At 72.5% G+C, this 26887-nt stretch carries 22 protein-coding genes and 1 other RNA gene; 12 read left to right on the top strand and 11 right to left on the bottom strand.

Annotation, left to right across the window (positions count from 1 at the left end):
* Nucleotides 1-2: 2 nt before the first annotated feature.
* Genes P8A18_RS08735 through P8A18_RS08725 form a run of 3 tightly spaced genes read right to left on the bottom strand, consistent with a single transcriptional unit; the run spans nt 3 to nt 2916 of the window.
* Entirely contained in the window at nt 3-1238 is a 1236-nt protein-coding gene (locus P8A18_RS08735; RefSeq protein ID WP_306053254.1) for a sensor histidine kinase, read from the bottom strand.
* Nucleotides 1239-1249: 11 nt separating this feature from the next.
* The gene (locus tag P8A18_RS08730) at nt 1250-1972 is read right to left on the bottom strand and encodes an ABC transporter permease (RefSeq protein ID WP_306053253.1); all 723 of its coding nucleotides are present in this window, start codon (nt 1970-1972) and stop codon (nt 1250-1252) included.
* Nucleotides 1972-2916: an ABC transporter ATP-binding protein gene (locus tag P8A18_RS08725; RefSeq protein WP_306053252.1), complete on the bottom strand. Its 945-nt coding sequence runs from the start codon at nt 2914-2916 to the stop codon at nt 1972-1974. The genes P8A18_RS08730 and P8A18_RS08725 overlap by 1 nt, the downstream gene beginning before the upstream one ends.
* A 304-nt stretch (nt 2917-3220) precedes the next feature.
* Between P8A18_RS08725 and chsH3 the strand changes: the two genes are divergently transcribed.
* The 3 genes from chsH3 to P8A18_RS08710 all read left to right on the top strand — a co-directional run bounded on the left by chsH3 (nt 3221) and on the right by P8A18_RS08710 (nt 6242).
* The gene (gene chsH3, locus P8A18_RS08720) at nt 3221-4096 is read left to right on the top strand and encodes an enoyl-CoA hydratase ChsH3 (RefSeq protein ID WP_306053250.1); all 876 of its coding nucleotides are present in this window, start codon (nt 3221-3223) and stop codon (nt 4094-4096) included.
* Between the two features lie 83 nt (nt 4097-4179).
* Nucleotides 4180-5256 carry a Zn-dependent alcohol dehydrogenase gene (locus tag P8A18_RS08715; protein ID WP_306053249.1) on the top strand — a complete coding sequence of 359 codons (1077 nt, stop codon included), beginning with the start codon at nt 4180-4182 and terminating at the stop codon, nt 5254-5256.
* Between the two features lie 44 nt (nt 5257-5300).
* A complete protein-coding gene (locus tag P8A18_RS08710) occupies nt 5301-6242 on the top strand; it encodes a 3-oxoacyl-ACP reductase (protein ID WP_306053247.1) in 942 nt (313 codons plus the stop codon).
* Between the two features lie 150 nt (nt 6243-6392).
* Here P8A18_RS08710 and P8A18_RS08705 read toward each other — a convergent pair whose 3' ends face one another.
* Both P8A18_RS08705 and P8A18_RS08700 read right to left on the bottom strand, forming a co-directional pair.
* A complete protein-coding gene (locus P8A18_RS08705; RefSeq protein WP_306053246.1) occupies nt 6393-6563 on the bottom strand; it encodes a hypothetical protein in 171 nt (56 codons plus the stop codon).
* Nucleotides 6564-6686: 123 nt separating this feature from the next.
* The gene (locus P8A18_RS08700) at nt 6687-8114 is read right to left on the bottom strand and encodes a hypothetical protein (RefSeq protein WP_306053244.1); all 1428 of its coding nucleotides are present in this window, start codon (nt 8112-8114) and stop codon (nt 6687-6689) included.
* Between the two features lie 210 nt (nt 8115-8324).
* Here P8A18_RS08700 and P8A18_RS08695 point away from each other — a divergent pair, with 210 nt between their 5' ends.
* The 3 genes from P8A18_RS08695 to P8A18_RS08685 are packed head-to-tail and all read left to right on the top strand — an operon-like array spanning nt 8325 to nt 11100.
* The gene (locus P8A18_RS08695; protein ID WP_306053243.1) at nt 8325-9161 is read left to right on the top strand and encodes a Nif3-like dinuclear metal center hexameric protein; all 837 of its coding nucleotides are present in this window, start codon (nt 8325-8327) and stop codon (nt 9159-9161) included.
* Entirely contained in the window at nt 9158-9901 is a 744-nt protein-coding gene (locus P8A18_RS08690) for a zinc ribbon domain-containing protein (protein ID WP_306060766.1), read from the top strand. The genes P8A18_RS08695 and P8A18_RS08690 overlap by 4 nt, the downstream gene beginning before the upstream one ends.
* Nucleotides 9901-11100, top strand: coding sequence for a bifunctional RNase H/acid phosphatase (locus P8A18_RS08685; protein WP_306053242.1), 1200 nt, complete (start codon nt 9901-9903; stop codon nt 11098-11100). Before P8A18_RS08690 ends, P8A18_RS08685 begins: the two co-directional genes overlap by 1 nt.
* Before the next feature lie 207 nt (nt 11101-11307).
* On the opposite strand, the gene eda is transcribed toward P8A18_RS08685, so the two are convergent.
* Together eda and yaaA are read right to left on the bottom strand one after the other, a co-directional pair.
* Nucleotides 11308-11928 carry a bifunctional 4-hydroxy-2-oxoglutarate aldolase/2-dehydro-3-deoxy-phosphogluconate aldolase gene (gene eda, locus P8A18_RS08680; protein ID WP_306053241.1) on the bottom strand — a complete coding sequence of 207 codons (621 nt, stop codon included), beginning with the start codon at nt 11926-11928 and terminating at the stop codon, nt 11308-11310.
* A 64-nt stretch (nt 11929-11992) separates the two neighbouring features.
* The gene (gene yaaA, locus P8A18_RS08675) at nt 11993-12793 is read right to left on the bottom strand and encodes a peroxide stress protein YaaA (protein ID WP_306053240.1); all 801 of its coding nucleotides are present in this window, start codon (nt 12791-12793) and stop codon (nt 11993-11995) included.
* A 200-nt stretch (nt 12794-12993) separates the two neighbouring features.
* On the opposite strand from yaaA, the gene P8A18_RS08670 reads away from it, so the two are divergent.
* From P8A18_RS08670 to rnpB, 4 genes are all read left to right on the top strand, one after another.
* The gene (locus tag P8A18_RS08670; RefSeq protein WP_306060764.1) at nt 12994-14412 is read left to right on the top strand and encodes an RNB domain-containing ribonuclease; all 1419 of its coding nucleotides are present in this window, start codon (nt 12994-12996) and stop codon (nt 14410-14412) included.
* Between the two features lie 64 nt (nt 14413-14476).
* Nucleotides 14477-14986 carry a TetR/AcrR family transcriptional regulator gene (locus tag P8A18_RS08665; RefSeq protein WP_306053239.1) on the top strand — a complete coding sequence of 170 codons (510 nt, stop codon included), beginning with the start codon at nt 14477-14479 and terminating at the stop codon, nt 14984-14986.
* 64 nt (nt 14987-15050) lie between these two features.
* Nucleotides 15051-15629, top strand: a complete 579-nt coding sequence (locus tag P8A18_RS08660) for a Uma2 family endonuclease (protein ID WP_306053238.1) — start codon at nt 15051-15053, stop codon at nt 15627-15629.
* A 31-nt stretch (nt 15630-15660) separates the two neighbouring features.
* Nucleotides 15661-16060: RNase P RNA component class A (rnpB, locus tag P8A18_RS08655), an RNA gene on the top strand.
* A gap of 133 nt (nt 16061-16193) precedes the next feature.
* Here rnpB and P8A18_RS08650 read toward each other — a convergent pair.
* The 3 genes from P8A18_RS08650 to P8A18_RS08640 all read right to left on the bottom strand — a co-directional run bounded on the left by P8A18_RS08650 (nt 16194) and on the right by P8A18_RS08640 (nt 23832).
* Nucleotides 16194-17888, bottom strand: coding sequence for a glycosyl hydrolase family 18 protein (locus P8A18_RS08650; protein ID WP_306053237.1), 1695 nt, complete (start codon nt 17886-17888; stop codon nt 16194-16196).
* A gap of 429 nt (nt 17889-18317) precedes the next feature.
* Nucleotides 18318-18623, bottom strand: coding sequence for a hypothetical protein (locus P8A18_RS08645; RefSeq protein ID WP_306053236.1), 306 nt, complete (start codon nt 18621-18623; stop codon nt 18318-18320).
* A 37-nt stretch (nt 18624-18660) separates the two neighbouring features.
* The gene (locus P8A18_RS08640) at nt 18661-23832 is read right to left on the bottom strand and encodes a DUF6531 domain-containing protein (RefSeq protein WP_306060762.1); all 5172 of its coding nucleotides are present in this window, start codon (nt 23830-23832) and stop codon (nt 18661-18663) included.
* A 464-nt stretch (nt 23833-24296) separates the two neighbouring features.
* On the opposite strand from P8A18_RS08640, the gene P8A18_RS08635 reads away from it, so the two are divergent.
* Both P8A18_RS08635 and P8A18_RS08630 read left to right on the top strand, forming a co-directional pair.
* Nucleotides 24297-25097 (top strand): MerR family transcriptional regulator, encoded by an 801-nt coding sequence (locus P8A18_RS08635; RefSeq protein ID WP_306053235.1) that lies wholly within the window; start codon nt 24297-24299, stop codon nt 25095-25097.
* 35 nt (nt 25098-25132) lie between these two features.
* Entirely contained in the window at nt 25133-26347 is a 1215-nt protein-coding gene (locus tag P8A18_RS08630) for a glycosyltransferase (RefSeq protein ID WP_306053234.1), read from the top strand.
* Here P8A18_RS08630 and P8A18_RS08625 read toward each other — a convergent pair.
* Nucleotides 26326-26814, bottom strand: a complete 489-nt coding sequence (locus P8A18_RS08625; RefSeq protein WP_306053233.1) for an Lrp/AsnC family transcriptional regulator — start codon at nt 26812-26814, stop codon at nt 26326-26328. The genes P8A18_RS08630 and P8A18_RS08625 overlap by 22 nt on opposite strands.
* Nucleotides 26815-26887: the final 73 nt, after the last annotated feature.

Genomic DNA, 26887 nt, shown 5'->3' with positions numbered 1-26887 from the left:
GTTCACCGGCCCAGGGTAGGCGAGTTGTCCGCGCCACCCCTCACATCCGGCTCCGCGGCGTCGCCGTCCGCCCCGTCGCCCGCGTCCACCGGGAGTTCGGCGGTGACCACGAAGCCGCCGTCCGGTCCCGGGCCGGCCACCAGGGAGCCGCCGGCCGCGGCGAGCCGCTCGGTCAGCCCCTTCAGGCCGGTGCCGCCGATGCCCGGGGTCGGCGCGGGGCCGTCGGGCCTGCCCCGGCCGTCGTCGGTGACGGTCAGCCGGACCCGTTCCCCGCCGCCGCCGAGCTCGAACACACAGCGGGCGGCGGTGGAGTGGCGTACGACGTTGGTGACGGCCTCCCGCACCACCCAGCCCAGCAGCGCCTCGGTCTGCGGAGCGAGCGGGGGTCCCGAGCGCCGGACGACCGGTTCGATCCCGGCGGCGGTCAGCGCGGACCTGGCCCGGTCCAGCTCGGTGGCGAGGCTGCCCTCGCGGTAGCCGGTCACCGCCTCGCGGATCTCGGTGAGCGCCTGGCGCCCGACGGACTCGATGTCGGCGACCTGGGACAGCGCCGCGTCCATGTCGCGCGGGGCGAGCCTGCGCGCGGCCTCCGACTTCACGACGATGACGGAGAGCGTGTGGCCCAGCAGGTCGTGCAGATCGCGGGAGAACCGCAGCCGCTCCCGCTCGACGGCGGTGCGGGCCAGCTCCTGCCGGGTGTCGCGCAGTTCCATCACCGTCTCCGACAGGGTGAGGATCGCCGCCGTCACCGCCCCGGAGATGAACGTCCCGTACCCCAGCGTCCACGGGGTCGACGCGCTGTCCCCGCGCCAGATGGCGATCCAGCACGCGGTGATCGCGAGGCCGAGCAGCCCGAGCACCAGCCGGCGGCTGCGCAGGACCGTACCGCAGGCCAGCGACAGCAGCGGGAAGAACAGCAGCCAGCTGCCGCCGTAGCCGATGGCCAGGGCGAAGGTGACCGCGGCCAGCGCGCCCAGCAGCACGTACGTCACCGGGCTCTCCCGCTTCTTCTTGACGAAGCCGCGGAACACCACCGAGATGTACAGGGAGTTGAAGGCGAGGAGGCCGGCGCCGCCGATCCACGGGCTGGGGGTCTCGCCCTGGAAGAGGTTGGAGAAGGCGCCGAGCCCCATCAGCAGCCAGGGCATCAGAGCGTACGGGCCGGGAGGGCCGGGGCGGCGGCCCTCCCTGCGCAGCCGGCGCCGCTCCTTGCGTGATGGTGTTGCGTCGCGCGGCATGTTCGCTCCCGTCACACGGTCCTGGCGGACCGACGGTACGAGATCCGGGCGTACACGCCGAACAGCAGCAGCCACACGGCGAGTACACCCAGCGTCGTCGCGCCCGGCGCGTGTCCGTCGGTGGTCGCCCAGCCCAGGTCGGCGAACCGGTTGGCGGGGGTGAACCGGCCGACCGAGCCCAGCCACCCGGGCAGCAGCTCCAGCGGGAACCACAGCCCGCCGACGACCCCGAAGCCCATCAGGCAGGCGACGTTGACGACACCCGTGCCCTGCGGGGTCAGGCGGTAGCCGTTGCCCAGGCCGAGGAGGGTGAAGGGCAGCGCGCCGGCCCACAGCACCAGCACCAGCACGGCCCACTGCCAGCCCGCCATCCGCACTCCGTTGACCAGCGCGCCGGCCAGCAGCACGGTGAGGATCACCGGCAGTACGGTCACCGAGCCGCTGACGGCACGGCCCACCACCGCCTGCGTGGGGGAGAGCGGGGTGACCCGCAACTGCTGGAGCCAGCCCAGCGACTTGTCGGAGGCGACACCCGTACCGATCGACATGGCCGAGCCGAGCGCGCCGTACGCGGCCATGCCGACCATGGAGGCGGTGCGCCAGCCGTCGGCGCCGTCGCCGGAGCCGATGTTGGTGAAGATCAGGTACATCAGGACCGGCATACCCGTGCCGAAGACGAGGAAGGAGCCGTCGCGCAGGGTCCGGCGGATTTCGAGCAGGATGTAGGGGAACATCAGACGGTCTCCTTCTCGTTCTTGAGCGTGGTGCCACCGGGAGCGGTGAGGGCGAGGAAGGCGGTCTCCAGCGTGGCCACCGAGACCTGGAGGCCGCGGACCATGCCGAGCCGGGCCAGCTCCATGACGGTGGCGTCCGAGTCGTCGGTGTGCAGCAGGGCGCGGTCCCCGGTCACCTCGACGGTGGCGACCCCGGGCAGCAGTTCCAGGCCCTCGGTGGAGCGGCCCGCGAGGTCGAAGGAGACCTGGTTGCGGCCGGCCGAGCCCTTGATGGTCTCGCCGCTGCCGTCGGCGACGATCCGGCCCCGGTCGATGACGACGATCCGGTCGGCGTTCTCGTCGGCCTCCTCCAGGTAGTGGGTGGAGAAGAGCACGGTGTTGCCGCGCCGGGCGTAGGCCCGCATCGAGTCCCAGAAGTCGCGCCGTCCCTCCACGTCGAGGGCGGCGGTCGGCTCGTCCAGCACGATCAGCTCGGGATTGCCGGCCAGCGCGACGGCGAACCGGACGCGCTGGATCTGGCCGCCGGACAGCTTGTCGATGCGCCGGTCCGCGTACTCCGTGACCCCGGCCAGGACCAGCGCCTCGGCGACCGGCAGCGGGTGCGGGTAGGTGGAGGCGACGAAGGCGACCAGCTCACGCACGGTCACCCGGGGGATCGGGCGCCCGTCCTGGAGCATGGCGCCGACCAGACCCGCCCGCACCGCCTGCTCGGGGGAGCGGCCCAGGACCCGCACGGTCCCGGCGTCCGGCTCGTCCAGCCCGAGCAGCAGCGAGATGGCGGTGGACTTGCCCGCGCCGTTGCGCCCGAGCAGGGCCACGGTCTCGCCGCGCCTCATCGTCAGTTCGATCCCGTCGGCGGCCCGTACGCTCCGGCCGGCCCGCCCGAAGGTCTTCACCACCCCGGTGAAGACCACCGCTGCCTCGTCATCCCTTGTCTGCGTCATGTCTACGAGATTACGGAGGGTGAGCGTGCTGTGGCAGAGGCACATGTACGCAGTCGGCGATGACATATGTCACCGCCGCCACCGGACGGAATGCTGAACCGGTTGCCCCGTAAGCGATCTGACGGAACGTCAGCAGTCTTCACAACTTCCGGGCGCTGCGTTATACAGGGGGGCAACCGGCTAGAACGCGTTCTAGAACAGGCGCGGTCCGCCCGGTCCCCGCACGACCTCGGTGCGGCCGACGGTGCGGACGGCCGTGCCGAGGTCTCCCACCGTCGAGGAGCAGTCGAGGAGCAGCTTCCCCATGCCCATTGATGCCGAGAAAGCTCTCGCCGCCGAACCCCGGACCAGCCGGATCGGCTGGGACCACAAGGACGTCCAGCTCTACCACCTCGGCATCGGCGCGGGCACCCGCCCCGGCCTCGCCGACCCCGCCGTCGACCCCGGCGAACTGCGCTACACGCTGGAGTCCCGGCTCCAGGTGCTGCCCTCCTTCGCCACGGTCGCCGGCGCCGGTACGGGCATGGCGGGGCTCGCCTCGCCCGGCATCGACGTGGACCTCGCCGCCGTCCTGCACGGCGGGCAGAGCGTACGCGTGCACCGGCCGATCCCCGTGAAGGGCGACGCCGTACAGACCTCCGAGGTCGCCGCCGTGTACGACAAGGGCAAGGCGGCCGTGCTGGTGCTGCGGACCGAGGCGGCGGACGACGACGGCCCGCTGTGGACCAACGACTCCGAGATCTTCGTACGCGGCGAGGGCGGCTTCGGCGGTGAGCGGGGTCCGTCCGGACGCACCCCCCGCCCGGCCACCGCCCCCGACCAGGTGGTCGAGCGGCCCGTCCGCCCCGACCAGGCCCTGCTGTACCGGCTGTCCGGCGACTGGAACCCGCTGCACGCAGACCCCGGATTCGCCGCGCTTGCGGGCTTCGACCGGCCGATCCTGCACGGGCTGTGCACGTACGGCATCACGCTCAAGGCCGTCACCGACACCCTGCTCGACGGTGACGCGAGCCGCATCCGCTCCTACCGCGCCCGGTTCGCCGGAGTGGTCTTCCCCGGCGAGACCCTCCGTATCCGGATGTGGACCGCGACCGCCGGGAACGAGGTACGGGTGGAGGTGACGGCCGCGGAGCGGAACGACGCCGTGGTCCTCGGCGACACCTCCGTCACGCACTCCTGAACCGCGCACTTCTGAACCGCGCACTCCTGAACCCGCGCACTTCCGAGCCCATGAACCGCCCGTGTACCGAGGGGAGCCGCACCATGCGCGCAGCCGTACTGCACGAGATAGGCCAGGACAAGCTCGAAGTCCTCGACGACGTCGAGGCGGTGGGCTTCGGCCCCGGCAAGGTCAGGCTCCGCATCCGGGCCACCGGCCTGTGCCACTCCGACGTGTCCGCGATGAGCGGGGTGCTGCCCCAGCCCGCCCCCTTCATCCCCGGCCACGAGGGCGCCGGCGAGGTCATCGACGTGGGCGACGGGGTGAGCGGGCTGAGCGCGGGCGACCGGGTCCTGGTCTGCTGGCTGCCCGCCTGCGGCTCCTGCCCGGCCTGCAAACGCGGCCAGACCCACCTGTGCCTGGCCGGCTTCATGAACGCCGGCACGCCCAACTTCAAGCGCCCCGGCGGGGACGTCTTCGGCTTCGCGGGCACCGGCACCTTCACCGAGGAGGTCGTCGTCGGCGCCGGCTGCGCGGTGCCGATCCCCGACGACGTCCCGTTCGAGATCGCCGCGCTGATCGGCTGCGGGGTCACCACCGGCCTCGGCGCCGCCATCAACACCGCGCGGGTGGAGGCCGGTTCGTCGGTCGCCGTGATCGGCTGCGGCGGCGTCGGCATCTCCACCGTCCAGGGCGCCCGGGTCCAGGGCGCCGCCCAGATCGTCGCCGTGGACCCGGTCGCCTCCCGGCGCGAGGCCGCGCTCCGCTTCGGCGCGACCGAGGCCGTCTCCCCCGAGGAGTTCGCCGACGCCAAGCAGCGGATCACCGCGGGTGAGGGCTTCGACTACGTCTTCGAGGTCGTCGGCAAGTCCGCCACCGCCCGCACCGCGTACGAGAACACCCGGCGCGGCGGCACCCTCTGCATCGTGGGCGCGGGCGCCCTGGACGACAACTTCCAGGTCAACATGTTCGAGCTGTTCTTCGACGAGAAGCGCATCCTGCCCTCCATGTACGGGGGAGGGGACGTGCTGCGCTCCTACGAGCGGGCCATCGCGCTCTGGCGGTCCGGCCGCATCGACCTCGCCTCGATGATCACCCACCGAGTGGGGCTCGACGGCATCAACGACGCCCTCGACCAGATGCGGACCGGCGAGTCGCTGCGTACCTGCGTCGAGCTCTGAACCCGCCCCGCCGCCCGTTGTCTCCCGAGAGGACCCGAGAACCGATGTCACTTCCCCTGGACGGACTGACCGCGGTCGTCACCGGCGCCGGTCGCGGCCTCGGACGCGCCGAGGCGCTGGAACTCGCCCGGCTCGGCGCCGCCGTCGTCGTCAACGACTACGGGCAGCCGGGCCGCGACGGCTCGGGCGCGGCGTCGGCCGCCCCGGCCGAGGAGGTCGCCGAGGAGATCAGGGCGGCGGGCGGCCGGGCCGCCGCCCACCTCGGCGACGTCTCCGACCACGAGCAGGCCCGCGCCCTGGTGGAGCTGGCCGTCGAGACGTACGGGCAGCTCGACATTCTCGTCAACAACGCGGGCATCCTGCGCGACCGGATGATCTTCTCGATGACCGAGGACGAGTGGGACTCGGTGATACGGGTCCATCTCAAGGGCCACTACAACACCACGCACTTCGCCGCCGCGCACTGGCGCGCCCGCTCCAAGGCCGTCGGCGGCCCGGTCCACGGCCGCGTCGTGAACACCTCGTCGGAGGCGTTCCTCGCCGGATCGGCCGGCCAGCCCAACTACGCGGCGGCCAAGGGTGGCATCGTCGGCCTGACCACCTCCACCGCCCTCGCCCTGGGCCGGTACGGCGTCACCGCGAACGTGATCTGCCCGCGCGCCCGGACCAGGATGACCGAGGACGTCTTCGCGGGCTTCGAGGAGCCGGGGGACGGCCGGCTCGACGCCCTGGCCCCCGAACACGTCTCCCCACTCGTCGGCTACCTCGCCTCACCGGCCGCCGCCCATGTCAACGGGCAGCTGCTCGTGGTGCACGGCGGGATGGTCGCGGTCATGGAACGCCCCCGGGTGGCCGCGAAGTTCGACGCGGCCAAGGACGCGTTCTCCTTCGAGGAACTGGACGAGGCGCTGACCCCGTACTACGCGGACCGCCCGCCGAACGAGACGTTCGCGGCGGCCGAGGTGCTGGCCCTCAAACGCGGCTGAACAGAAGGGCTGAACAGAGCAGCTGAACAGAGGGGCTGAACAGAGGAGCTGAACAGAAGGCTGAACAGAGGGGTGCCCCCGCGGCCGGAACGCTGTGGCCGGCCGCGGGGGCACCCCTCTCCCCTCCGTTGTTCTCCTGGCGGGCGGTGGTCAGGCCGCCGCGCTGCCCTCGTCCTCGGGACGGCGGTGACGGCCGGCCGGCTGGGCAGCCGTGTCGTCCGTCGCCACACCCCCTCGGTGCTTTCCGGAGCCGCCGGCTTCGCCCTGCGCGTCCGCCCTCGGCGGGCGTGTCTGGGTCGTGTCGGTGCGGGCTTCAGACATGTGGGAAGTCACCCCGTTGTGATCGCTTACGTGTGTGTCGTCCGGAGCGTCACGCCCCCGCCATCCCGGGAAAAGGCCACGGTCGGTGACCGCAGTGCACGGTTGCGTGAGCCCGGCCCAAGCTTAGCCAGGAGCCGTACGCCCCACGAGAGGCGCCTGCCCCAACGGAACCGGCCTACACACAGGAGGAGGCGCCACAGCCGCGGAAGGTTGCGTACCGCTTTCACCGCAGCCGGGACCCTCCACCGGCTCCACCTCCTCCGGCATCTCCAGCAGGGCCACCGCGCAGGCCGTCGCCCCGTCCGCGTAGGGGAGTCTGAGCACGCCGTCGCGGGACCAGACACCGCTGCCCGCAAGCCAGCCCCCGGGCGCGGCGAGCTGGTGCAGCCGGCGGCCCGACGGGCGCCACACCCCGACCCAGCTGCCCGCCGCCCCGTCGATCCGCAGGGCCACCGCGCAGCTCTCCGGCATCAGCATCTGGCCCGGCTGCACGGCGAACGGCTCCACCGCGCAGTCCGGCAGGCGCAGGCACTCCGGAAAGCGCACCGGCAGGCAGCTGCCGAGCACCCCCCAGCCGAGCCGGTCGTGCCCCGGCGCGTCCGAGCGGATCAGCAGCAGTCCGCTGTCGGGGTCGGCGAGCAGCAGCCGGTCGTTGCTGTCGGGCGCGATCTGGAGCAGCGGCGTCATCTCCGCGCCCCGCCCCAGGTCCACGGCGACCGCCTTCACCGGACCGCCGCCGGCCGGTTCCCGGTCCAGGGCCAGCAGCCGTCCCGCCCGGTCCAGCCAGACCCCGCCGGAGCAGCGGCCCGGCAGATTCGCCAGGTGCTCCGGCCCGGACGCCCCGCCGGCCACCCGCCACAGCGTGGTGGAGTACTCGCCGACCGACAGGGCGTACACGCAGGCACCGTCCGGCGAGGGCGGCAGCAGCGTCAGCGAGTCGCTCTCGACGGCGCCCAGCAGCAGTTCGCCGGTGCCGGGGCCGGTCGGGTAGAGCAGCGAGAAGGTATGCCGCTCCGCGACCCGGCGCCGGATCAGCACCCGCCCGTCGGCGAGCGGCAGCACCTGCGAATCCGCCTCCTCGGGCTGGTTCGTCGGCAGGGGGACGGCGTACGGCTCGGGCCCGTCGAGCGTCCAGCGCTCCGCGAACCAGGCGGTGTCGGCGCCCGCGCCCGCTTCCACGGTCCCGGGCGCGGCCGTCAGCCGGGCGCCGTACGCGCCGTCGGCGGTGAGCGTGAAGCCGGGCAGGACCGTTTCGGCAGGGCCGGCCTGGGCGCGGCCGGGCCGAGCGGGGCCGACCTCGGCGGGCGCGGTCCGCGCGGGCACACCATCCCCGGGGGCGCTCTCCGCGTCGGCGGCCCCGCCCACTGCGGCCCCGCCCACTGCGGCCCCGCCCACTGCGGCGGCGGCCGCTCCGGCCCCGCCCGCTCCGGGATCGCTCGGGTCGGGCTCGGGCTCCGACGGCTCACCGGTCCCGGTCGCCTCGGCGGAGCCGTTCCCTTCGGCGGATCCCTCCGCGTGTGTGGTCCCGTCCTCGATGGCACAGGCAGTCATCGACTCATCACCTCCGGCAACCGAAGCTAGTTTTCGCACTTCCAGCCGAACAACACGAGACCCCCCACTTCACACATAAGGGTGGTGATGGTCGGATTCGGCTGTGACACCGAGGGCGGGTGTGCTTCGCGAGGGGCCGCGCTCGGGCCGCGGGCGGGCGGTCCGTTCCCGGGGCTCCCGGGGACGCGCCGGGCAGGTAGCCTTTCCCCCGTGCCCCGTCTGTCTGATGTCATCTCCGAGCTCGACGCCCTCTGGCCGCCCGAGCGGGCCGAAGGTTGGGACGCGGTCGGCACCGTCTGCGGTGATCCGGACGCCGAGATCCACCGGGTGCTCTTCGCCGTCGACCCCATCCAGGAGATCGCCGACGAGGCGATGGAGCTGGGCGCGCACCTGATCGTGACGCATCACCCGCTCTATCTGCGCGGTACGACGACTGTCGCGGCGACCACCTTCAAGGGCCGGGTCGTGCACACCCTCATCAAGCAGGGCATCGCGCTGCACGTCGCCCACACCAACGCCGACACCGCCGACCCCGGCGTCTCCGACGCCCTGGCCGCCGCCCTCGACCTGCGCGTCGAGCGCCCCCTCGTCCCGGACCCGACGGACCCGGCCGGCCGCCGCGGACTCGGCCGGATCTGCGTGCTCGACCACCCCGAGACCCTGGGCGCGTTCGCCGCCCGTGCCGCCGCCCGGCTGCCCGCCACCGCGCAGGGCATCCGCCTCGCCGGCGACCCGGAGGCGCTCGTGCGCACCGTCGCGGTGAGCGGCGGATCGGGCGACAGCCTCTTCGACGCGGTGCGCGCCGCGGGCGTGGACGCCTTCCTCACCGCCGACCTGCGCCACCACCCGGCCTCCGAGGCCACCCAGCACTCGCCGCTCGGCCTGGTCGACGCCGCGCACTGGGCCACCGAGTGGCCCTGGTGCGAGCAGGCCGCCGCACAGCTCGAAGCGATTTCCGACCGCCTCGGATGGGACCTGCGGGTCCATGTCTCGAAGCAGGTCACCGACCCCTGGACCGCCCACCACTCTTCTGGAGCCCCCAACTGAACGCCGCGCCCGCCGACCAGATCCGACTTCTCGACGTCCAGGCGCTCGACCAGCGCCTCTCCCAGCTCGCGCACCGCCGCAAGTCCCTGCCCGAGCACGCCGAGATCGAGTCGCTCACGGCCGACCTCGCCCAGCTCCGCGACCTGCTCGTCGCCTCGACCACCGAGGAGAGCGACACCGCCCGCGAGCAGACCAAGGCGGAGCAGGACGTCGACCAGGTCCGCCAGCGCGCCGCCCGCGACCAGCAGCGCCTGGACTCCGGCGCGGTCACCTCGCCGAAGGACCTGGAGAGCCTCCAGCGCGAGATCACCTCGCTCGCCAAGCGCCAGGGCGACCTGGAGGACGTCGTCCTCGAAGTCATGGAGCGCCGCGAGTCCGCGCAGGAGCGCGTCACCGAGCTGACCGACCGCGTCGCCGCCGTGCAGGCCAAGGTGGACGACGCCACCGCCCGCCGCGACGCCGCCACCCAGGAGCTCGACACGGAGGCCGCCACGGTCACCAAGGAGCGCGAGGTCGTCGCCGGTTCGGTCCCCGCCGACCTGCTGAAGCTCTACGACAAGCTCCGCACCCAGCAGGGCGGGGTGGGCGCCGCACGCCTCTACCAGCGCCGCTGCGAGGGCTGCCGCCTGGAGCTCAACATCACCGAGATCAACGACGTGAAGGCCGCGTCCCCCGACACGGTGCTGCGCTGCGAGAACTGCCGCCGCATCCTGGTCCGCACCGCGGACTCGGGCCTGTAGTGAGCCGGCCGCGCCAGTTCGTCGTCGAGGCCGACGGCGGCTCCCGGGGCAACCCGGGCCCCGCCGGCTACGGCGCGGTCGTCATCGACCCGGAGACCGGCGAGACGCTGGCCGAGGCCGCCGAGTACATCGGGGTCGCGACGAACAACGTCGCCGAGTACAAGGGCCTCATCGCCGGCCTCCGCGCCGTGAAGGCGCTGCTGCCGGACGGCCCGGGGGAGGCCGGGGCCCGGGTCCACGTCCGGATGGACTCCAAGCTGGTCGTGGAACAGATGTCCGGCCGCTGGAAGATCAAGCACCCGGACATGAAGCCCCTCGCGGCCGAGGCGGCGAGCGTCCTGCCGGGCTTCGCCCTCACCTACGAGTGGATCCCGCGCGAGCGGAACAAGCACGCCGACCGCCTGGCCAACGAGGCGATGGACGCGGGCCGGCGCGGCGACCGGTGGGAGCCCTCGGCGTCCACGGCCGCCTTGGACACCCCGCGCTCCTCGGTGGCCGCCACCGCGCAGTCCTCGAACCCGCCGCCCTCCGACCCCGTCACCCCGCAGGTGGGCTGGGGCTCGGCGCCCGACCTGGGCGCGCCCGCCACCCTCGTCCTGCTGCGGCACGGCGAGACGGCCCTCACCCCGCAGAAGCGGTTCTCCGGAAGCGGCGGCACCGACCCCGAGCTCTCCGCCGCCGGCCGCGAACAGGCCGAGCGGGCGGCGGCCGCATTCGCCGCGCGCGGCACCGTGCAGGAGATCGTCAGCTCACCGCTGCGCCGCTGCCGCGAGACGGCCGGCGCGGTCGCGGCCCGGCTCGGCCTGGAGGTCCGGGTCGAGGACGGGCTGCGGGAGACGGACTTCGGCGCCTGGGAAGGGCTCACGTTCGGCGAGGTCAGGGAGCGGTACGCCGCCGACCTGGACGCCTGGCTGGATTCACCGGACGCCGCGCCGACCGGTGGCGGTGAGAGCTTCGCCCAGGTAGCCGTCCGGGTGGCGGAGGCCCGCGACCGCCTCGTCGCCCGCTGCGCCGGCCGCACGGTCCTCGTCGTCACGCACGTCACGCCCATCAAGACCCTGGTCCGGCTGGCCCTGGGCGCGCCCCCGGAGTCGCTGTTCCGGATGGAGCTGTCGGCGGCGTCCGTCTCGGCCGTGGCGTACTACGCGGACGGCAACGCCTCCGTACGCCTGCTGAACGACACGTCCCACCTGCGGTAGCGCGTACGTACCTCCGGGCAGCACAAGGCCCCACCGGCCGAGGGGGGGAGAAGAGGCCGGTGGGGCCGAGGCGGTTCCGGCGGGCTGGGGGATGGCCTGCCGGAACCCGGGTCACCCGCGTGCGGGTCACGTCCCCTACAAGGTGTCGTGCCCCGGATACGGGGGAGCATGCGTGCCGATGTGCGGCGGGTTCTCCCGCCGCCGCGCTCAGGCCCCCAGAGCGGCGGCCTCGGCGGCCAGCCGCTCCACCCGCCCCCAGTCCCGGGCCGCGACCGCGTCGCCGGGAACCATCCAGCTGCCGCCCACGCAGCCGACGTTGGGCAGCGCCAGATACGAGGGCGCGGAGGCGAGCGAGATGCCGCCGGTCGGGCAGAAGCGGGCCTGGGGGAGCGGGGCCGAGAGGGCCTTCAGATAGGCCGTGCCGCCCGCCGCCTCGGCCGGGAAGAACTTCATCCCGGTGACCCCGCGCTCCAGCAGGGCCACCACCTCGGAGGTGGTCGAGACCCCCGGCAGGAACGGCAGCCCGGACCCCTGCATGGCGTCCAGCAACGCGTCCGTCCAGCCGGGGCTGACCAGGAACCGGGCCCCCGCCGCCACGGTGTCGGAGACGTTGCCGGGCGAGATGACCGTGCCGGCCCCGACCACCGCGTCCGGCACCTCGGCGGCGATGGCGCGGATCGCGTCCAGGGCGGCGGCGGTGCGCAGGGTGACCTCGATCGCCGGAAGCCCGCCCGCGACCAGGGCACGGGCGAGCGGCACCGCGTCGGCCGCGTCCTCCAGGACGACGACGGGCACGACGGGGGCGAGGTCCAGCACGGAGGAGGTCATGCGGCCATCCTGCCCGGTCGGCGGCGCAGTGCGCAACGAGCGTTGCGGAGGGTGCAACGTACGGTCAGTGGATCTCCGTCACGACCACATCGAGCTGCCACGGCCGCCCCGCCCGCGTGGGCGCCTCGCCCTCGACGACGTACCCGAGGTCCCGCAGTACGCCCATCAGCTCGGCGGGCCCGGTCGGCCGCGCCCCCGCGAGCAGCAGATCGCGCACCATCCGCCCCTTGGTGGCCTTGTTGAAGTGGCTGACCACGGACCGCTTCTCCACCCCGTCCACGACCTGCGCGTGCAGCACCCGCACGCTCGCCGTGCGCTCCGCGACCGCCCCCTTCGGCTTCCAAGCCGCCGTGTACGCGGACGAGCGCAGGTCCAGCACGAGCCCGTCGCCCGCCGCCTCCGGCATCACCTCCGCCATCGGCCCGCGCCAGAACGCCCCGAGCGCGCCGAGACCCGGCAGCTTCACCCCCATCGAGCAGCGGTACGGCGGAATCCGGTCGCCCACCCGTACCGCGCCCCACAGCCCGGAGAACACCAGCAGCGACTTCCCCGCAAGGCGGCGGGCGGCCGTGTCGAGCGAGTCAAGGCCGAGAGCGTCGTACAGCACACCCGTGTACAGCTCCCCGGCCGGACGCGTCCCCGCCGTCCGCAGCTCCGCGTTCTTCGCGACCTCGCCCCGCAGCCCCTCGCTGAGCCCCAGCACGTCCCGCGCCTTCTCCTCGTCGGCCACGCACAGCTCCACGAGCGCGTCCAGCACCTCGGCCCGCGCCCCGGCGAGACCGGGCAGCGACAGGGACTCGGGCTTCAGGGGCGCCCCGCGCCCCGAGGCGGCCTTTCCTTCGGAGGGCGGCAACAGCACGAGCACGGCGGTTCTCCTTCGTACGTACGGGGAAGAGGCGCGGCGGTGTGCGGACCGCACGGACGCCCCAGGTCAGCGTACGGGGACGGCGAGGCAGTTCGTACGGGGCGGAGGGGCCCACCGCACGGGCACAAGGCCCTCCGTTCGGAATGCCGCGTTCCGCGCTCCGCCCTACGCTCGGGACCATGCCCCGCCGTCATCTGCACATGACCGGCGCAGCCGAGACCCCGCTGCGGGCGGCCCTGCGCGGCCTGCGCACCGAGCTGTCGCTCCCCGACGACTTCCCGCCCGAGGTGTTCGCCGAGGCGGCGGACGCCGCGCGGAGCCCGGAGCTCGCCGGGCACGCGGACGCGACGGACCTTCCCTTCCTCACCGTCGACCCGCCCACGTCCACGGACCTCGACCAGGCAATGCACCTGGAACGCCGCGCCCACGGCTACCGCGTGCACTACGCCATCGCGGACGTGGCCGCGTTCGTGCGCCCAGGCGGCGCGCTCGACGCCGAGGCCCACCGCCGGGGCACGACGCTGTACTTCCCGGACGGCAGGGTGTCCCTCCACCCGGAGGTCCTGTCCGAGGACGCCGCGAGCCTGCTGCCCGGCCGGGTCCGCCCCGCGGTCCTCTGGGAGATCGACCTCGACCCGGAAGGCGCGGCGGTCGCGACCCGGGTGCGCCGGGCCCTCGTACGCAGCCGCGCCAAGCTGGACTACGCGGGCGTGCAACGGCAGATCGACGCGGGCACAGCCGAGGAACCGCTCGCCCTGCTCCGGGACATCGGCACGCTCCGCGAGGAGCAGGAGGTGGCCAGGGGCGGCATCTCGCTCAATGTGCCCGAGCAGGAGATCACCGAGCACGACGGCCGCTACGGCCTGGCCTACCGCGCCCCGCTCCCCGCCGACGGCTGGAACGCCCAGGTCTCCCTGCTCACCGGCATGGCGGCGGCCCACCTCATGGCGGAGAGCGGCACCGGCATCCTGCGTACGCTGCCGGTCGCGCCCGACGGCGCGGTGGCCCGGCTGCGGCGCAGCGCCGACGCCCTGCACATCGACTGGCCGCACCACGTCCCGTACGCCCGGCTCGTCCGCTCGCTCGACCCGGGGCGCACGGATCACGCGGCGTTCCTCCAGGAGTGCACGACGCTGCTGCGCGGCGCGGGCTACACGGTCTTCGACGGCGGCGACCTGCCGGTGCCCGCCGTGCACGCGGCCGTGGCGGACCTGTACACGCACTGCACGGCGCCGCTGCGCCGCCTCGTGGACCGTTACGCCTCCGAGCTGTGCGTCGCGGCCTGCGAGGACCGGGACCCGCCCGAATGGGTCCTGGCCGCCCTGCCCGCGCTGCCCAAGGAGATGGCGGAGGGCACGCGCCGGGCCAACACCGTGGAGCGGGAGTCGGTGGACCTGGTCGAGGCGGCGCTGCTCAAGGACAAGGTGGGCGAGGTCTTCGACGGTTACGTGGTGGACGTGAAAGAGAACGAACCGGCCACCGGCACCGTCCACATCGACGCCCCGGCGATCGTCGCCCGCGTCGAGGGCACCGCGCCCCTGCCCCTGGGCGAGCGCCTGCGGGTCCGGCTGGCCCAGGCCGCTCCGGGCACGGCGAAGGCCCTGTTCGTACCGGCCTGACGGCGTCTCGTACGATCGCGAGTCCGGCCCCCGCGCCCCGCGCCCGTACGACGGAAGGACCGGCGTGACCGACCGTGCCCGCCAGCACCAGATCCTGGCCGCCGCCCGCATGCTCCTGGAGCAGGAGGGCGCGGAGGCGCTGACCATGCGCCGGCTCGCGGGGCTGCTGGGCATCACGGCCCCGTCCCTCTACAAGCACTTCCCGGACAAGTCCTCGGTGGTCGACGCGCTGGCCGACGCGATGCTGACGGAGACCGCCGAGGCCCTGGAGGCGGCGGAGACGGCCGCCCCCGGCTCCTTCCCCGCCCTGGCCACGGCCTACCGCGCCCACGCCTTGGCCCACCCCCACCTCTACCGTCTCACCACGTCCCGCCCCCACCCCCACCCCCTGGAGGACCGCGCCGCCGCCCCGCTCTTCCGCGCCCTGGCCCCCGAGGACCACCTGGCCCGCGCGGCCTGGGCCTTCGCCCACGGCATGGTCATGATGGAACTGAACGGCCGCTTCCCCACCCCGGAGTCCGTCACCACGGCTTGGACGGCGGGCATCACCGCGTTGGCGTCGAGCCGGTTGTGACAGCGGCGGGTCCGTTTGTGCCACGATGGCCCGTTCCGGCGAGCGACCGAGGAGAGGGCGCCACATGTCCGCTGTTCCGCATGAACGGCTCTCGCAGGCGGACGTACTGCTGGAAGGCTTCGAGGCTCTGGACCCACCGGAGGGTTTCCGGGCGGAGTTGCTTCAGGGAGAGATCTCCCTGAAGCCGCCACCGGACGGCGATCATGAGGACTGCATCGGCCTGGTCCTCGGACAGGTGCTCGGGCGCGCGAAGACGGACATGGACTTTTCGGCACACAAGGGTCTGAAGCTGAGAGGCGGCCGGGGCTGTCCAGCGAAACATGTCATCCCCGACGGTACGTTCGCGCCGACGGCGCTACGGCTCTACCGGGGCGCGGACCCGTGGATGCCGTGCGAGGGAGTGGCGCTGGTCGTGGAGGTCACGTCGTCCAATCCGGCCGCCGACCGGGAGGCCAAGCGCCACTGCTACGCGAGGGGCCCGATCCCGCTGTACCTGCTGGTGGACCGGGAGGAGTCCGCGGTGACGCTGTTCAGCGACCCGGAGGGCGACGACTACCGGCAGCACCGCACGGTCCCGTTCGGCGAGGCGGTCCGCCTCCCGGAGCCGTTCTCGTTCGACCTGGAGACGGCGGAGTTCATCTGATTCGGCCAGGTAGCATGGGCCCCACGGCAGACGAGCCGGGCGGACGGCCGCGTGGGGATCTCCGGATCCTCCCGAGGAACGTCCGGGCTCCACAGGGCAGGGTGATGGCTAACGGCCACCCGGGGTGACCCGCGGGACAGTGCCACAGAAAACAGACCGCCCGGGACCTCGGTCCCGGGTAAGGGTGAAACGGTGGTGTAAGAGACCACCAGCGCCTGGGGCGACCCAGACGGCTAGGTAAACCCCACCCGGAGCAAGGTCAAGAGGGAGCACCCCGGTGCTCCTGCGCGAACGTTTGAGGGCTGCCCGCCCGAGTTCGCGGGTAGACCGCACGAGGCCGGCAGCAATGCCGGTCCTAGATGGATGGCCGTCTCCCCGGCCGCCGCGAGGCGACCGGGCGACAGAACCCGGCGTACAGCCCGACTCGTCTGCCGCTACCTGCGGCTCCGCCGCCGGACAGCGGTCCTGGCTTCCTTCGGGTGGCCCGCCGCCCCCTGCGTTCCGTACGGCCGAGGGCCCCGCCGGTGTGTGCGTCGGCGGGGCCCTCGGGGTGGTCGGGGTCGTTCAGCAGGCGCCCTGGTCCTTCCAGACGCCCCAGTCGCCGGTGCTGCCCGGGGTTTCGTTCTGGGTCCACCACTGGGCCTTGTACGTGCGGCCGTTGTGGGAGACCTCGTCGCCGGCGTTGTAGACCGTGCCGGCCACGTACGCCGGGACCGAGCCGCAGTCACCGGCGGGCGGGTCCGTGGGGTCGGTGGTGGGCGGGGTGGTCGGGTCCGTGGGGTCCGTGGTCGGCGGGGTGGTGGGCTCGGTGGTGGAGCCGCCGATCGCGGTGTTGATCTGGTTCAGCAGGGTGGTCTTGTCGTCCAGGCCGAGGAGGGAGTACATCATCGCGCCGGCCAGGCCGCGCTGCTTGGCGTAGTCGGCCCTGGCCTGGATGGACTTCTGGTCCAGGCCCGTGAAGAACTCGCCGTCCTTGTAGAAGTAGGACGCCTTCGCCTCGTCGTCCCAGTACGTCGTCGCCGGGTTGTCGACGATGCCGCCGAGTTCCTTGTAGTGCGCGATGCCGGCCTGCTGGCTCAGCGGGCGGGCGGCGGAGCCACCGGTCGCGGACTGGGCCAGGCCATGGGTGGTGCCCTCCGGGACGCCCTTCCAGCCGCGGTAGTAGAGCTCGTAGCCCAGGGTCAGCTTGTTCGCGGGGAAGCCGCCGGCGATGCCGTAGGCCGGCTTGCCGTCGATCCAGGAGTCGACCGCGTTGTCGATCGAGTACTTCTCGGTGCCGGGCGCGACCGGGTCGGACGGGTCGTCGGCGCCCGAGTAGAGCGGGGACTGGTGGTACGTCGGGCCGTCGCCGTCCCAGGCGCCGTGCATGTCGTACGTCATCAGGTTCGCGTAGTCGAGGTACTGGCCGATCTTGTCGGTCTCGATGTTCGCGATCTTGTCCTGGCCGGCCCCGAAGGCGGCGGTCAGCAGGTACTTCTTGCCGCCGTTGGCGGTGCCGTACGCGTCGAGCTGCTTACGGAACTCCGCCAGCAGGAGCGTGAAGTTCTGCTTGTCCTCGGGGGCGTAGTGGTTGCCCAGGTGGCCGCCCGAGGAGGCGGGGTACTCCCAGTCGAGGTCGATGCCGTCGAAGACGCCGGCCGCGGTGCCGGGGCCGCCGAAGCCGCCCTCGACGGGCAGGTTGCCCTTGATGTACTGGTCGATGCAGGAGGAGACGAGCTTCTTGCGGCTCGCGTCCGTCTTCGCCGCGTCGCTGAAGTACTTGGAGTAGGTCCAGCCGCCCAGCGAGATGTTGATCTTCAGATGGGGGTACTTCGCCTTCAGTTCCTTGAACTGGTTGAAGACGCCGACGATCGGCTGGTCCCAGGTGTCGGCGACGCCGTCGACGCTGTCGGCGGCGCTGAAGGACTTCTGGTAGTCGGCGTACGAGTCGCCCGCGCCGTCACCCGCGTTGGGGTTGTTGTCGTCGCCCGCCGCCTTGTTGGCCTCGAAGCAGGTGAGGTCGGTGGGGTGGATGTTGCCGAACGAGTAGTTGATGACGTCCAGTTGACCGGCGATGCCCCGGGTGTCGAGGTGCTTGGGGTAGAAGGCGTTGCCGTAGACGCTCCACTGGTCGTAGTACGCGATGCGTACGTTGCCCGCGGATGCGGTGGCCGGCGCGTCGGCCGCCTGTGCCGAGCCGAGGCCGACGGTCGCCGCGAGGGCTCCGGCCGCGAGGGCCGTGCTGAGCAGCGCGGCGGTCAATGTCTTACGGGGGTGCACGTGCGGCCTCCAGCGAGGGGGAGCGGTGGTGCTGTTGATGGGCTGGAGCAGTGATAACCGGCCTGTGACCAGCACGTCAACGATCTCGACGAGATCAGGACTAGACCAATTCGGGGCTCTGTGGCCCCTTCGGGTGTGCGCGTGGCGCGGCCGGGAAAAAGTGCGGTGCCGGTGACCAGCGGCTTAAGGATCATTTAAAGATGGCGTACAGGTGGTTCAGCGATGAACCACCCGGTCTCGGTATGTGGACGATCGGGCCGCCGGGCTCCCCGCCCCGCTCGGGCGCGGACCGGCCCTCCCCATACGCCGGGCCCGAGCGGGACGGCCGTGCGGCGCGGTCCGTCCGTCGCTACCCGCGGCTTCTGCCGGGAAGGGGCCTCCGGCCCGAGCCGGAGGCCCCTTCCGGCCTTCTCAAGTGGTGCGTGGCGCCTACCAGTAGGTACGCGTGACCTTTTCAGGCGGTTGTCCCTGCCGCTCCCATTCCTGGAAGATCGCCGACACCACGGTCAGGAAAGCGCGGCGGAGCTTCGGGTCCGGGTCGGGATTTTCGACATTTCCGTTTCCTTTGTCCAGGAGCATGTCGCCGATGGCCGTTCCCTGCGGGGTGCAGGGGCGGGCGACCGAGCCCTCCGGGTCGATCAGGATGTTCCCGGTGGCGCCTTCCGCGGTTTCCCAGGCGTAGACGGAACCCGCTTCGAGAGAAGCGGTCCTCCTACACGTCAGTGATGCTGTCACGGGGATTTCCACCCATTCGCTCGTGCCAGGATTTTGATCACCGGTACCCTACTCCGTCCGCCGCGGGAGCGTGCTCGTCCCAGGTGTGCCCGGCGTCCAGGGTGGCCTGATGGGCGCGGCGATAGTTCTGGTCGCCGTGCTGACGCATCCAGCTCGACTCGTAGAGTTCATGCGCGAGCAGATCGAAATCGCTGGGATGCGGATTTCCGTTCTGGAGGCGTTCCCAGGCCCTGGCGATACGCGGATTGGCGTCGAATCGCAGCATTCCCGCGTCGAGCTGATGCGATTCGGTGAACAGGTGGTTGTAGATCTGATTGATGTCGGCGGCGGAATATCCGTGCGACGCCGCGGTCTGCGCCACCCGGCCGAGCTGGGCGTCCGCGCGGATCGCGTCATAGGCGTGGTCGGCCCATTCCAGCTCGAAGTCCATCTCGCTGCGCGGCCGCCGGAAGGACGAACCGCCGGACTGCAGCTCCCGCTCCGTGGCCACCGCGGTCCGCCGCCACCCGGTCAGCCCGCTGAGCCCGGTGACGACCAGCTGCTGGGCGAGTTCGTCGGCGGTCTCCGCGTACAGGTCGGCGAGCGCGTCGCAGCCCTGCTGGCGGAGCATGTACTCGGCGCGGTAGAGCCGGTAGGCGGGGCGCACCGGGAGGTACTTGTCGATGAACGCGCCCGCGCCGCCGTTCTTGCCCGTGAACGCGTCGTGCAGATCCCCGAGGAACACGAACGGCGACTTGGCGACGTCCACGAAGGCGTCACCGAAGATGCCGAGCGCTTCGCCGAAGCTGTCGACCCGGTCGTTGTCCGGGTCGTCCGGGCTCAGACCGCTGGGGTCGGTGAGCGCGCTGGGCGCGTTGTCGGCGTAGGCGTACGCGGAGACGTACGGCGTCGACAGGTCCCGGGCGGCCGGGTCGGACCGGGTGAAGCGGCCGGTGGTGGTGTCGTACTGACGGGCGTGCAGGTCGAGGTTGCCGGTGCTGGTCTCGTAACGGGCGCCGGTGTAGGACGGGGTGCTCGCCGGCGCGCCGGCGGCAGTGGTGTCCAGGGTGCGGGTGCCGAACGAGTCGTAGGCCCAGCGCTGGTGGAGGGTTCCGGTGCTGCCGGTGACGTCGACCGGGGAGCCCTGGGTGTCGTGGTGGTAGTAGAAGACCTCCTCGGTGCCCGTCTCGGTGGCGGTGGGCTGGCCGAGGGGGTCGTAGCGGTAGGACTGCTCGACGGCCCAGTCGCTGTCGTACTCGGTGGCCAGGACGGGCAGGGGAGCGTTGGGGTCCCACTGGGTGCGGCTGGTGACCGCGCCGTCCTTGGTGGTGGTGACCTGGTTGCCGCTCGCGTCGTGGCCGTAGGTGTGGGCGGCGCCCCCGACGGTGGCGGCGGAGATCTGTCCGGCCAGGTCGTAGCTGTAGGTGTCGGCGCCGGCCTTGGTCCGGTTGCCCTCGGCGTCGTGGTCGTAGGCGGTGGTCGTCGTGCCGGTGGTGGTCGAGGTGAGCTGGTCGGCCGCGTCGTAGGCGTAGCCGGTCGAGGCGGTGCCCAGGGTGGAGGTCAGCCGGTTGCCGACGTCGTCGTAGGTGTAGGACGTGGTGCGGCCCGCGGCGCAGCCGGTGACCTCGGGCTGCGGCGCGCAGCCGGAGGTGAGCCGGCCGGCCGCGTCGTAGGTGAGGTCGTAGCCGCCGGTGCCGACGCCTTCGCGGGTGACGTCGACCCGGGAGGGCAGGCCCGCGGCGGACAGGGTCAGCGCCGTCCCGGTGACCGTGGTGCCCGCCCGGGTGGCGGTCACCGCGGTGACCCGGCCCGCCCGGTCGTAAGCGCGGTTCTCGGTGCTGGAGTCGGGCAGGGCCGAGGCGGTCAGGTTGCCCGCCGGGTCCCAGGTGTACGTGGTGGTCGCGCCGTCGGCGTCCATCGTCGCGGTGCGGCCGTCGTCGTCGTAGGTGTACGCGAACGTGCTGCCGTCGGCGTACTCGCGGGTGAGCATCTGCCCGGCGGCGTCATAGGTGTAGGCGAAACCGCGCGTGCCGGACAGGTTGCCGACCTCGTCGTAGACGAAGTCCTCCAGGACCTCGGAGTTCGCGCGGGCGGTCAGCTGCCCGGCGTCGTCGTAGCCGAAGGACGCGTCGGGGGTGGTGTCCGAGTAGTCGATCGCGGTGAGCAGCCCGCGCGGGTCGTAGGTGTACCCGGTGGTGCCGCGAGGGGTGGTCTTCCCGGTGACATGGCCCTCCGCGTCGTAGGCGTAGGCCGTCTCCCGGTCCAGCGGGTCGGTGACCGAGGTGAGGCGGTGCACCGCGTCGTAGCCGTACGCCGTGACGTGGTCGTTGGCGTCGGTGCGCTCGGTGAGGTTGCCGAGCCGGTCGTAGCCGTAGGTGGTGACCGCGCCGCCGGGGGCGGTGACCTCGGTCAGCCGGTCCAGGTCGTCGTAGCCGTAGGAGGTGGTGCGTCCGTCGGCGTCCTCGCGCTCGACGACCTTGCCGGTGGCGTCGTAGGCGGTGGTGGTCGTCCCGCCGAGCGGGTCGGTGACCTCGGTCGGGTGGCCCGCCGGGTCGTAGCCGTACGTCGTCGTGTACTGGGCGGGGTCGGCCCCGGTGGCGTTGCCGCGCGGATCGACCGCGGTGGCCCGGCGGCCGTCGCCGTCGTAGGTCCAGCTCGCCCTGTGGCCGAGCGGGGAGGTGCGGCTGAGCAGATTGCCGTCGGCGTCGTAGCCGTAGGCCGTGGTCCTGTCCAGCTCGTCGGTGCTGCTGCTGAGGCGGTTGTTCTTGTCGTAGACGGCGGTGGTCGTCCCGCCCGCGGCGTCGGTGGTCCTGGTGACGTTGTTGTTGGCGTCGTAGGTGTAGCCGGTGGTGCGGCCCAGCGGGTCGGTGACCACGAGCGGCCGGTTGACCGCGTCGTACGTCGTCTTCGTCGTCGCGCCGGTGGGACCGGTGGTCTCGGTGAGGTTGCCGGCCGTGTCGTACGCGTAGGACGTGGTGTAGGCGGCCGGGTCGGCGCCGGAGACGTTCCCGCGCGGCGAGACGCTGCTGAGCAGCCGGCCCGCCTTGTCGTACGTGAAGGTGGTCCGGCCGCCGGCCGCGTCGGTCCTGGAGGCGAGCCGTCCGCCCGTGTCGTAGGCGCGCGTGAGGGACTCGCCCGCCTGGTCGGTGGTCCGGGTCAGGTTCCCCGCGTCGTCGTAGCCGAGTGTGGCGGTGTCACCCGCGGGGTTGAGCACCGACGCCAACTGCTCGGCGCCGTTGTACTCGTAGGTCGTCGTACGGCCCAGGGCGTCCGTGGCCGAGCTGAGCAGACCGCGGCCGTCGTAGGCGTACGTCGTGGTGTACGCGGCCGGGTCGGCGCCCGTGACGTTCCCGCGCGGGTCCGTCCTGGTCAGGACGCGGCCCGCCGGGTCGTAGGTGAACGTCGTCCTCTCGCCCAGCGGCGTGGTGACCGACGTCCGGTTGCCCGCGGTGTCGTAGCCGTAGGTGGTGACCTTGCCGCGCGGGCTCGTCACGGTCTCCAGCGAGCCGAGCGCGGTGTACGTGTAGGCGGTCTCGCCACCCGTCGGGTCCGTCGCCGACATCAGCCGGTTCGCGGTGTACGCGTAGGTGGTCTTGTTGCCGCGGCCGTCGGTGTGGCTGGTGAGGTTGCCCGCGCTGTCGTAGCCCCAGCTCTCCTCGTAGCCGAGGGCGGCCGGCGCGCTGCGGGTGAGCATCCGTCCCGCGGAGTCGTACGTCATCTCCGTGGTGTTGCCGCGCTGGTCGGTGATGGCGGCGGGACGCAGGTAACGGTCGTAGTCGTAGGCGATGCTGTTGCCGTACGGGTCGATCGTCTCCATCAGGACGTTACTGGCGTAGACGTCGGTCCACACACCGCCGTCGGGCGCGGTGGTGTGGGACTCGCTCCTGCCGTCCCAGGTGAACGTGGTGGTCTCACCGTTCTGGTCGGTCTGCGACGTGATGCGGCCCGCGCTGTCGTAGACGTTGCTGACCTCGCCGCCCGCCGGGTCGGTGTACGACGACAGCCGCTTGTCCGTGTCGTACGTGTACGAGGACGTCCGGCCGGCCGGGTCGGTGACCGAGGTCAGCAGGCCGCCGGTGTATCCGTACGAGACCGATGTGCCGTCCGGCAGGGCCACTTCGGACAGCAGCCCGTCGGTGCCGGGGGTGAAGGAGGTGGTGCGGCCGGCGGCGTCCTTGACGGAGGCGAGCCCGCCCGACGCGTACGTCAGGCTCAGGCCCTTGCCCGCCGCGCCGGTCACGGAGGTCAGCAGACCGGCGCTGTCGAACGTCCGCACCGTGTGGTCGGGGGTGGTGACCGTGTACGTACTCGTCCCCTTGACCAGCTCGGCCGTCGTGCCCGCCGGGGCCGTGTACGTGCCGTTGGCCGCCTGCGTGAACACGAACGACGCCCCGTCGCCCGTCCGGTAGGTCGCCTTCCCCGTCGCGAGGGTCAGCCGCGCGTCGAACGGCGTCGCCCAGCCGCGCCCCAGCAGACCGGTGGAGGCCGAGTCGGAGCGGTAGGTGCGCTCCAGGGCCAGCGGCACCCCCGGCCCCGTCAGCGAGGCGTCGGTGAGCTGCTCGTAGAACATGCCGGTCGCCGTGTTGACCGGGTCGGCGCGGTGGGCCTGGGCGTAGCACGTGCAGATGCCTGCCGCGGCGCCGGGGATGCCGGGTGTGTAGAAGGCCTCCACCAGCAGCGAGGTGGTGCCGCCGGGGCTGGAGCCGTCGGCGTTGCTCAGGAAGACCCAGGCGTAGTACTTCTTGCCGTCCTCCAGGATTCCGTCCAGTTCACTGCCGGCCCACCAGAAGCACTGGTCGGTGGGGTAGGAGTTGCTCGACCACCAGTCGTAGCACCAGGCTCCGGTGTCCGGGGTGTCCCCGCTGGGGTCGTCGGTCGACCTGTTGATCTCCTGCTGGACGACGGGGTAGCCCGCCTCGTCCAGGACGTACAGCCACATCCCGGTGTACGTGGACCCCCGCAGCGGCAGCTTCACCTGCCCGCCGATCGACAGCATGCCGGGGTACGCGGTCGCCCACGCGGACACCGAGACCGGGTTCCCGGGCGCGGCGGCGAGGCGCTTCGAGGCCGCGCCCTTCCCGGCGGCGGGGCCCCGCTCGACGTGCTCCGAGTCCGGCCGGCCGGGCGGCGCGCCCTTCGCGGTCCGCTCCGGCGCGTCCATGTAGCCCCGCATGGGCGATACTTCGTGCCGGTCCTTCGCGACCTGCTTGCGCCGCTCGGCCAGCGTCATCGCCCTGGGCGGATCGGGCAGGTCCTCGGCCGTACGGGCCTTGACCTGGACCACCCCCTCCCCGGCACCGCCCGGCCGGTCCCGTGGAGCCGCCCAGGACGGGGCGGTGGCGGCCGATATCGCAAGGAGAACGAAGGCCAGGAGGGTCGTGACGAGTCTTCGCGCTTGTGTGCGCATGGTGAATCACCTGTGAGGCAGCAGTGAGTGAGCAGAGACTCGGTGATGTTGATCCATAAAGCGTCCGGAGTAACGCGTGGTACGAAAAGCGGCTGGATTGCGAGGGCGAGGCTGAAGCGGCGCCTGGGAAAACGCCTGCTCACGAGGGTGGGCCCGGACGGGCAGGTGATCAAGTTGGCGTGGACGCGACGATGCGGAGGGACCGGCCCGCCCTCCGCCCGGTTGCCGTGGATTGACCCTCCCCTTACGTCAGGCCCAATGCTGGGTGGCGACGAAAGGGCAGGTGGATGAGTTATTCCGTGGGGCAGGTCTCGGCCTTCGCCGGGGTGACGGTGCGTACGTTGCATCACTACGACAAGGCGGGGCTGCTCTCCCCCAGCGGGCGCAGCCAGGCCGGTTACCGGCTCTACAGTGACGCCGATCTGGTCCGGCTCCAGCAGATCCTCTTCTACCGGGAACTCGGCTTCCCGCTCGACGAGATCGGCGAGATCTTCAAGGACCCGCAGGCGAACGCCCTGGAGTATCTGCGGGCCCGGCAGGAGCAGTTGGGGGCGGAGATCGCCAGGCTGCAACGGCTGTCCGAGGTGGCGCAACGCGCGATCGAGGTGCAGCGGACCGGGGTCGCCCTGTCCCCGAGGGAACGCTTCGAGGTGTTCGGTGAGATCACCTTCGACCTGAGCTACGCCACCGAGGCGGCGCTGAAGTGGGCGCACTCGCCCGGACAGCGCGAGGCGATGGCCCGCGCGGCCGCCCACACCAAGGAGGACTGGCGGCAGCTCATGGGCGAGGCCACCGTCTGGCGCGCGGAGTTGCTGGCGGCCTTCGACGAGGGGGAGGCGAGCGACGGGGAACGGGCCATGGACCTCGCCGAGGAGCACCGCCTGCACGTCTCGCGCTGGTTCACCTCCTGCCCGCCCGGCATGCACCGGCGCATCGCGGACGACTTCGCCGCCGACCCCCGTGCCTTCGCCCTGGTCGTCCCGGTGTCCCAGCAGCGCCCCGGATTGGCCGCCTACCTGTGCAAGGCCGTCCACGCCAACGCGGCCCGCCGGGCCGACGGCCGTACCGGTGCCGATGAGGACCGATGAGGACCAGGGGGACCGATGAGGACCAGGGAGGACCGATGAGGATACTGATCACCGCCGCCGGATCGCGCGGGGACATCGCGCCCTACACGGGCCTGGGCTCCGCACTGCGCGCGGCCGGCCACGACGTCGCCCTCGCCACCACGGACGCCTTCGCACCCCTCGTCCGCGAGGCCGGGCTGGAATTCCGCGCGCTCCCCGCCGACCCGCGCAAACGGGGCGCGGGCACCGGGCAGCGGGAACTCATGCGGACCGCCGCCGCGTTCATCACCGACCTCGGCCAGGGGTTCGCCGACGCGATGGACGACCGCACGGAACTGCTGCTGCTGTCGACCTCGACCGCCCCGCTCGGCCTGCACCTCGCCGAGGCCACCGGCATCCCGAGCATCGGGGTGTACCTCCAGCCCACCGTTCCGACCGGCGACTTCCCGCCCGTCGTCACCGGCTCCCGCTCCCTGGGCCGCCCCGCCAACCGCCTGGCCGGCCGCTTCGCCCTGCGGATGACCGACCGCCTCTACGCGCCCGCGGTGGCCCGGCTGCGCGAGCGCCTCGGGCTGCCCCCGGCCTCGCCCTCCGAGACGCGCGGCCGCCAGGAGCGCTCGAACTGGCCCATCGCGCACGGCTTCAGCACCGCCCTGGTGCCCCGGCCCGCCGACTGGCGTCCCGGCCTGCACGTGGTGGGCAACTGGTGGCCCCACCACCCGGCGGCGGCACGGCTCCCCGAGGACCTGGAGGACTTCCTGCGCGCCGGACCCCCGCCCGTCCTCATCGGCTTCGGGAGCATGGCGGCCGGCGACGGGGACCGGCTGAGCGGGATCGCCGTGCGGGCCCTGCGCCGCGCCCGGCTGCGCGGCATCCTCCAGTCCGGCAGCGCCGGGCTCGCCGCCGACGGCGACGACGTGCTCACCATCGGGGACGTACCGCACGCCCTGCTCCTTCCGCGGCTGGCCGCGGTGGTCCACCACGCCGGGGCCGGTACGTCGGCCGCCGCCCTGCGCGCGGGGATTCCCTCGGTCACGGTCCCGGTGACGGCCGACCAGCCGTTCTGGGCCCGCCGCCTCGCCGCCGTCGGTGCCGCCGACGAGCCGGTTCCCTTCCGCACCCTCACCGCCGAACGGCTCGCCGACGCGCTCGGCCGCGTCGTGCGCGAGCCGGCCTACGCGGAAGCCGCCGCGAAGGGCGCACGCCATATGGCGGCGGAGGACGGGGCGGGGCGGACCGTCGAACTCGTTCAGCGGCTGACCGGCGGATGAGGGGGACTGGCCCCGGGGCAGGAGGGCCGCGAGGGTCCCCGGTACGGCAGCGTCTGGCTGTAGACGACGCTGGTGGTCGTGGAGCCGAAGCCGGCCAGCTCGTCCATGAGGGTCTCCAGATGCTCCATCGAGGTCGCGGCCACCTTGAGGGTGTAGCAGTCGTCGCCGGTGGTACGCAGACACTCCAGGATCTCCCGCCTCTCGGCGAGCAGCCTGCGCAACGGCTGGTGGCGGTTGCCGGGGTACTTCAGCCGGACGACCGCGAGCACCGGGTAGCCGACCCGGGTCAGGTCGACGACGGCGCGGTAGCCGGTGATGACGCCCATCGCCTCCAGGTTCCGCACCCGTTCCGTGGTGGCCGACGAGCCGAGACTGACGCGCCGCCCCAGCTCGCTGAGGGAGATCCGCCCGTCCTGCTGCAGTTCGTCGACGATCGCCCAGTCGATGTCGTCAAGGTTCCCGGTCATATAGAAATTCTACCGGGAATTCGATGCCGAAGTCCCTCTTGTGCCGGGAGGATTGTCTTCCTCGGGCCCTGAT

Source organism: Streptomyces sp. Mut1, from assembly GCF_030719295.1.
In the GTDB taxonomy this organism is placed as follows: domain Bacteria; phylum Actinomycetota; class Actinomycetes; order Streptomycetales; family Streptomycetaceae; genus Streptomyces; species Streptomyces castrisilvae.
This window is presented reverse-complemented; position numbering and strand designations above follow the sequence as displayed.

Coding starts and splice junctions, on each gene's coding strand:
- P8A18_RS08735 (WP_306053254.1), bottom strand. CDS start 1,238: ATGCCGCGCGACGCAACACCATCACGCAAGGAGCGGCGCCGGCTGCGC.
- P8A18_RS08730 (WP_306053253.1), bottom strand. CDS start 1,972: ATGTTCCCCTACATCCTGCTCGAAATCCGCCGGACCCTGCGCGACGGC.
- P8A18_RS08725 (WP_306053252.1), bottom strand. CDS start 2,916: ATGACGCAGACAAGGGATGACGAGGCAGCGGTGGTCTTCACCGGGGTG.
- chsH3 (WP_306053250.1), top strand. CDS start 3,221: ATGCCCATTGATGCCGAGAAAGCTCTCGCCGCCGAACCCCGGACCAGC.
- P8A18_RS08715 (WP_306053249.1), top strand. CDS start 4,180: ATGCGCGCAGCCGTACTGCACGAGATAGGCCAGGACAAGCTCGAAGTC.
- P8A18_RS08710 (WP_306053247.1), top strand. CDS start 5,301: ATGTCACTTCCCCTGGACGGACTGACCGCGGTCGTCACCGGCGCCGGT.
- P8A18_RS08705 (WP_306053246.1), bottom strand. CDS start 6,563: ATGTCTGAAGCCCGCACCGACACGACCCAGACACGCCCGCCGAGGGCG.
- P8A18_RS08700 (WP_306053244.1), bottom strand. CDS start 8,114: ATGACTGCCTGTGCCATCGAGGACGGGACCACACACGCGGAGGGATCC.
- eda (WP_306053241.1), bottom strand. CDS start 11,928: ATGACCTCCTCCGTGCTGGACCTCGCCCCCGTCGTGCCCGTCGTCGTC.
- P8A18_RS08670 (WP_306060764.1), top strand. CDS start 12,994: ATGACCGGCGCAGCCGAGACCCCGCTGCGGGCGGCCCTGCGCGGCCTG.
- P8A18_RS08660 (WP_306053238.1), top strand. CDS start 15,051: ATGTCCGCTGTTCCGCATGAACGGCTCTCGCAGGCGGACGTACTGCTG.
- P8A18_RS08640 (WP_306060762.1), bottom strand. CDS start 23,832: ATGACGCTGGCCGAGCGGCGCAAGCAGGTCGCGAAGGACCGGCACGAA.
- P8A18_RS08635 (WP_306053235.1), top strand. CDS start 24,297: ATGAGTTATTCCGTGGGGCAGGTCTCGGCCTTCGCCGGGGTGACGGTG.
- P8A18_RS08630 (WP_306053234.1), top strand. CDS start 25,133: ATGAGGATACTGATCACCGCCGCCGGATCGCGCGGGGACATCGCGCCC.
- P8A18_RS08625 (WP_306053233.1), bottom strand. CDS start 26,814: ATGACCGGGAACCTTGACGACATCGACTGGGCGATCGTCGACGAACTG.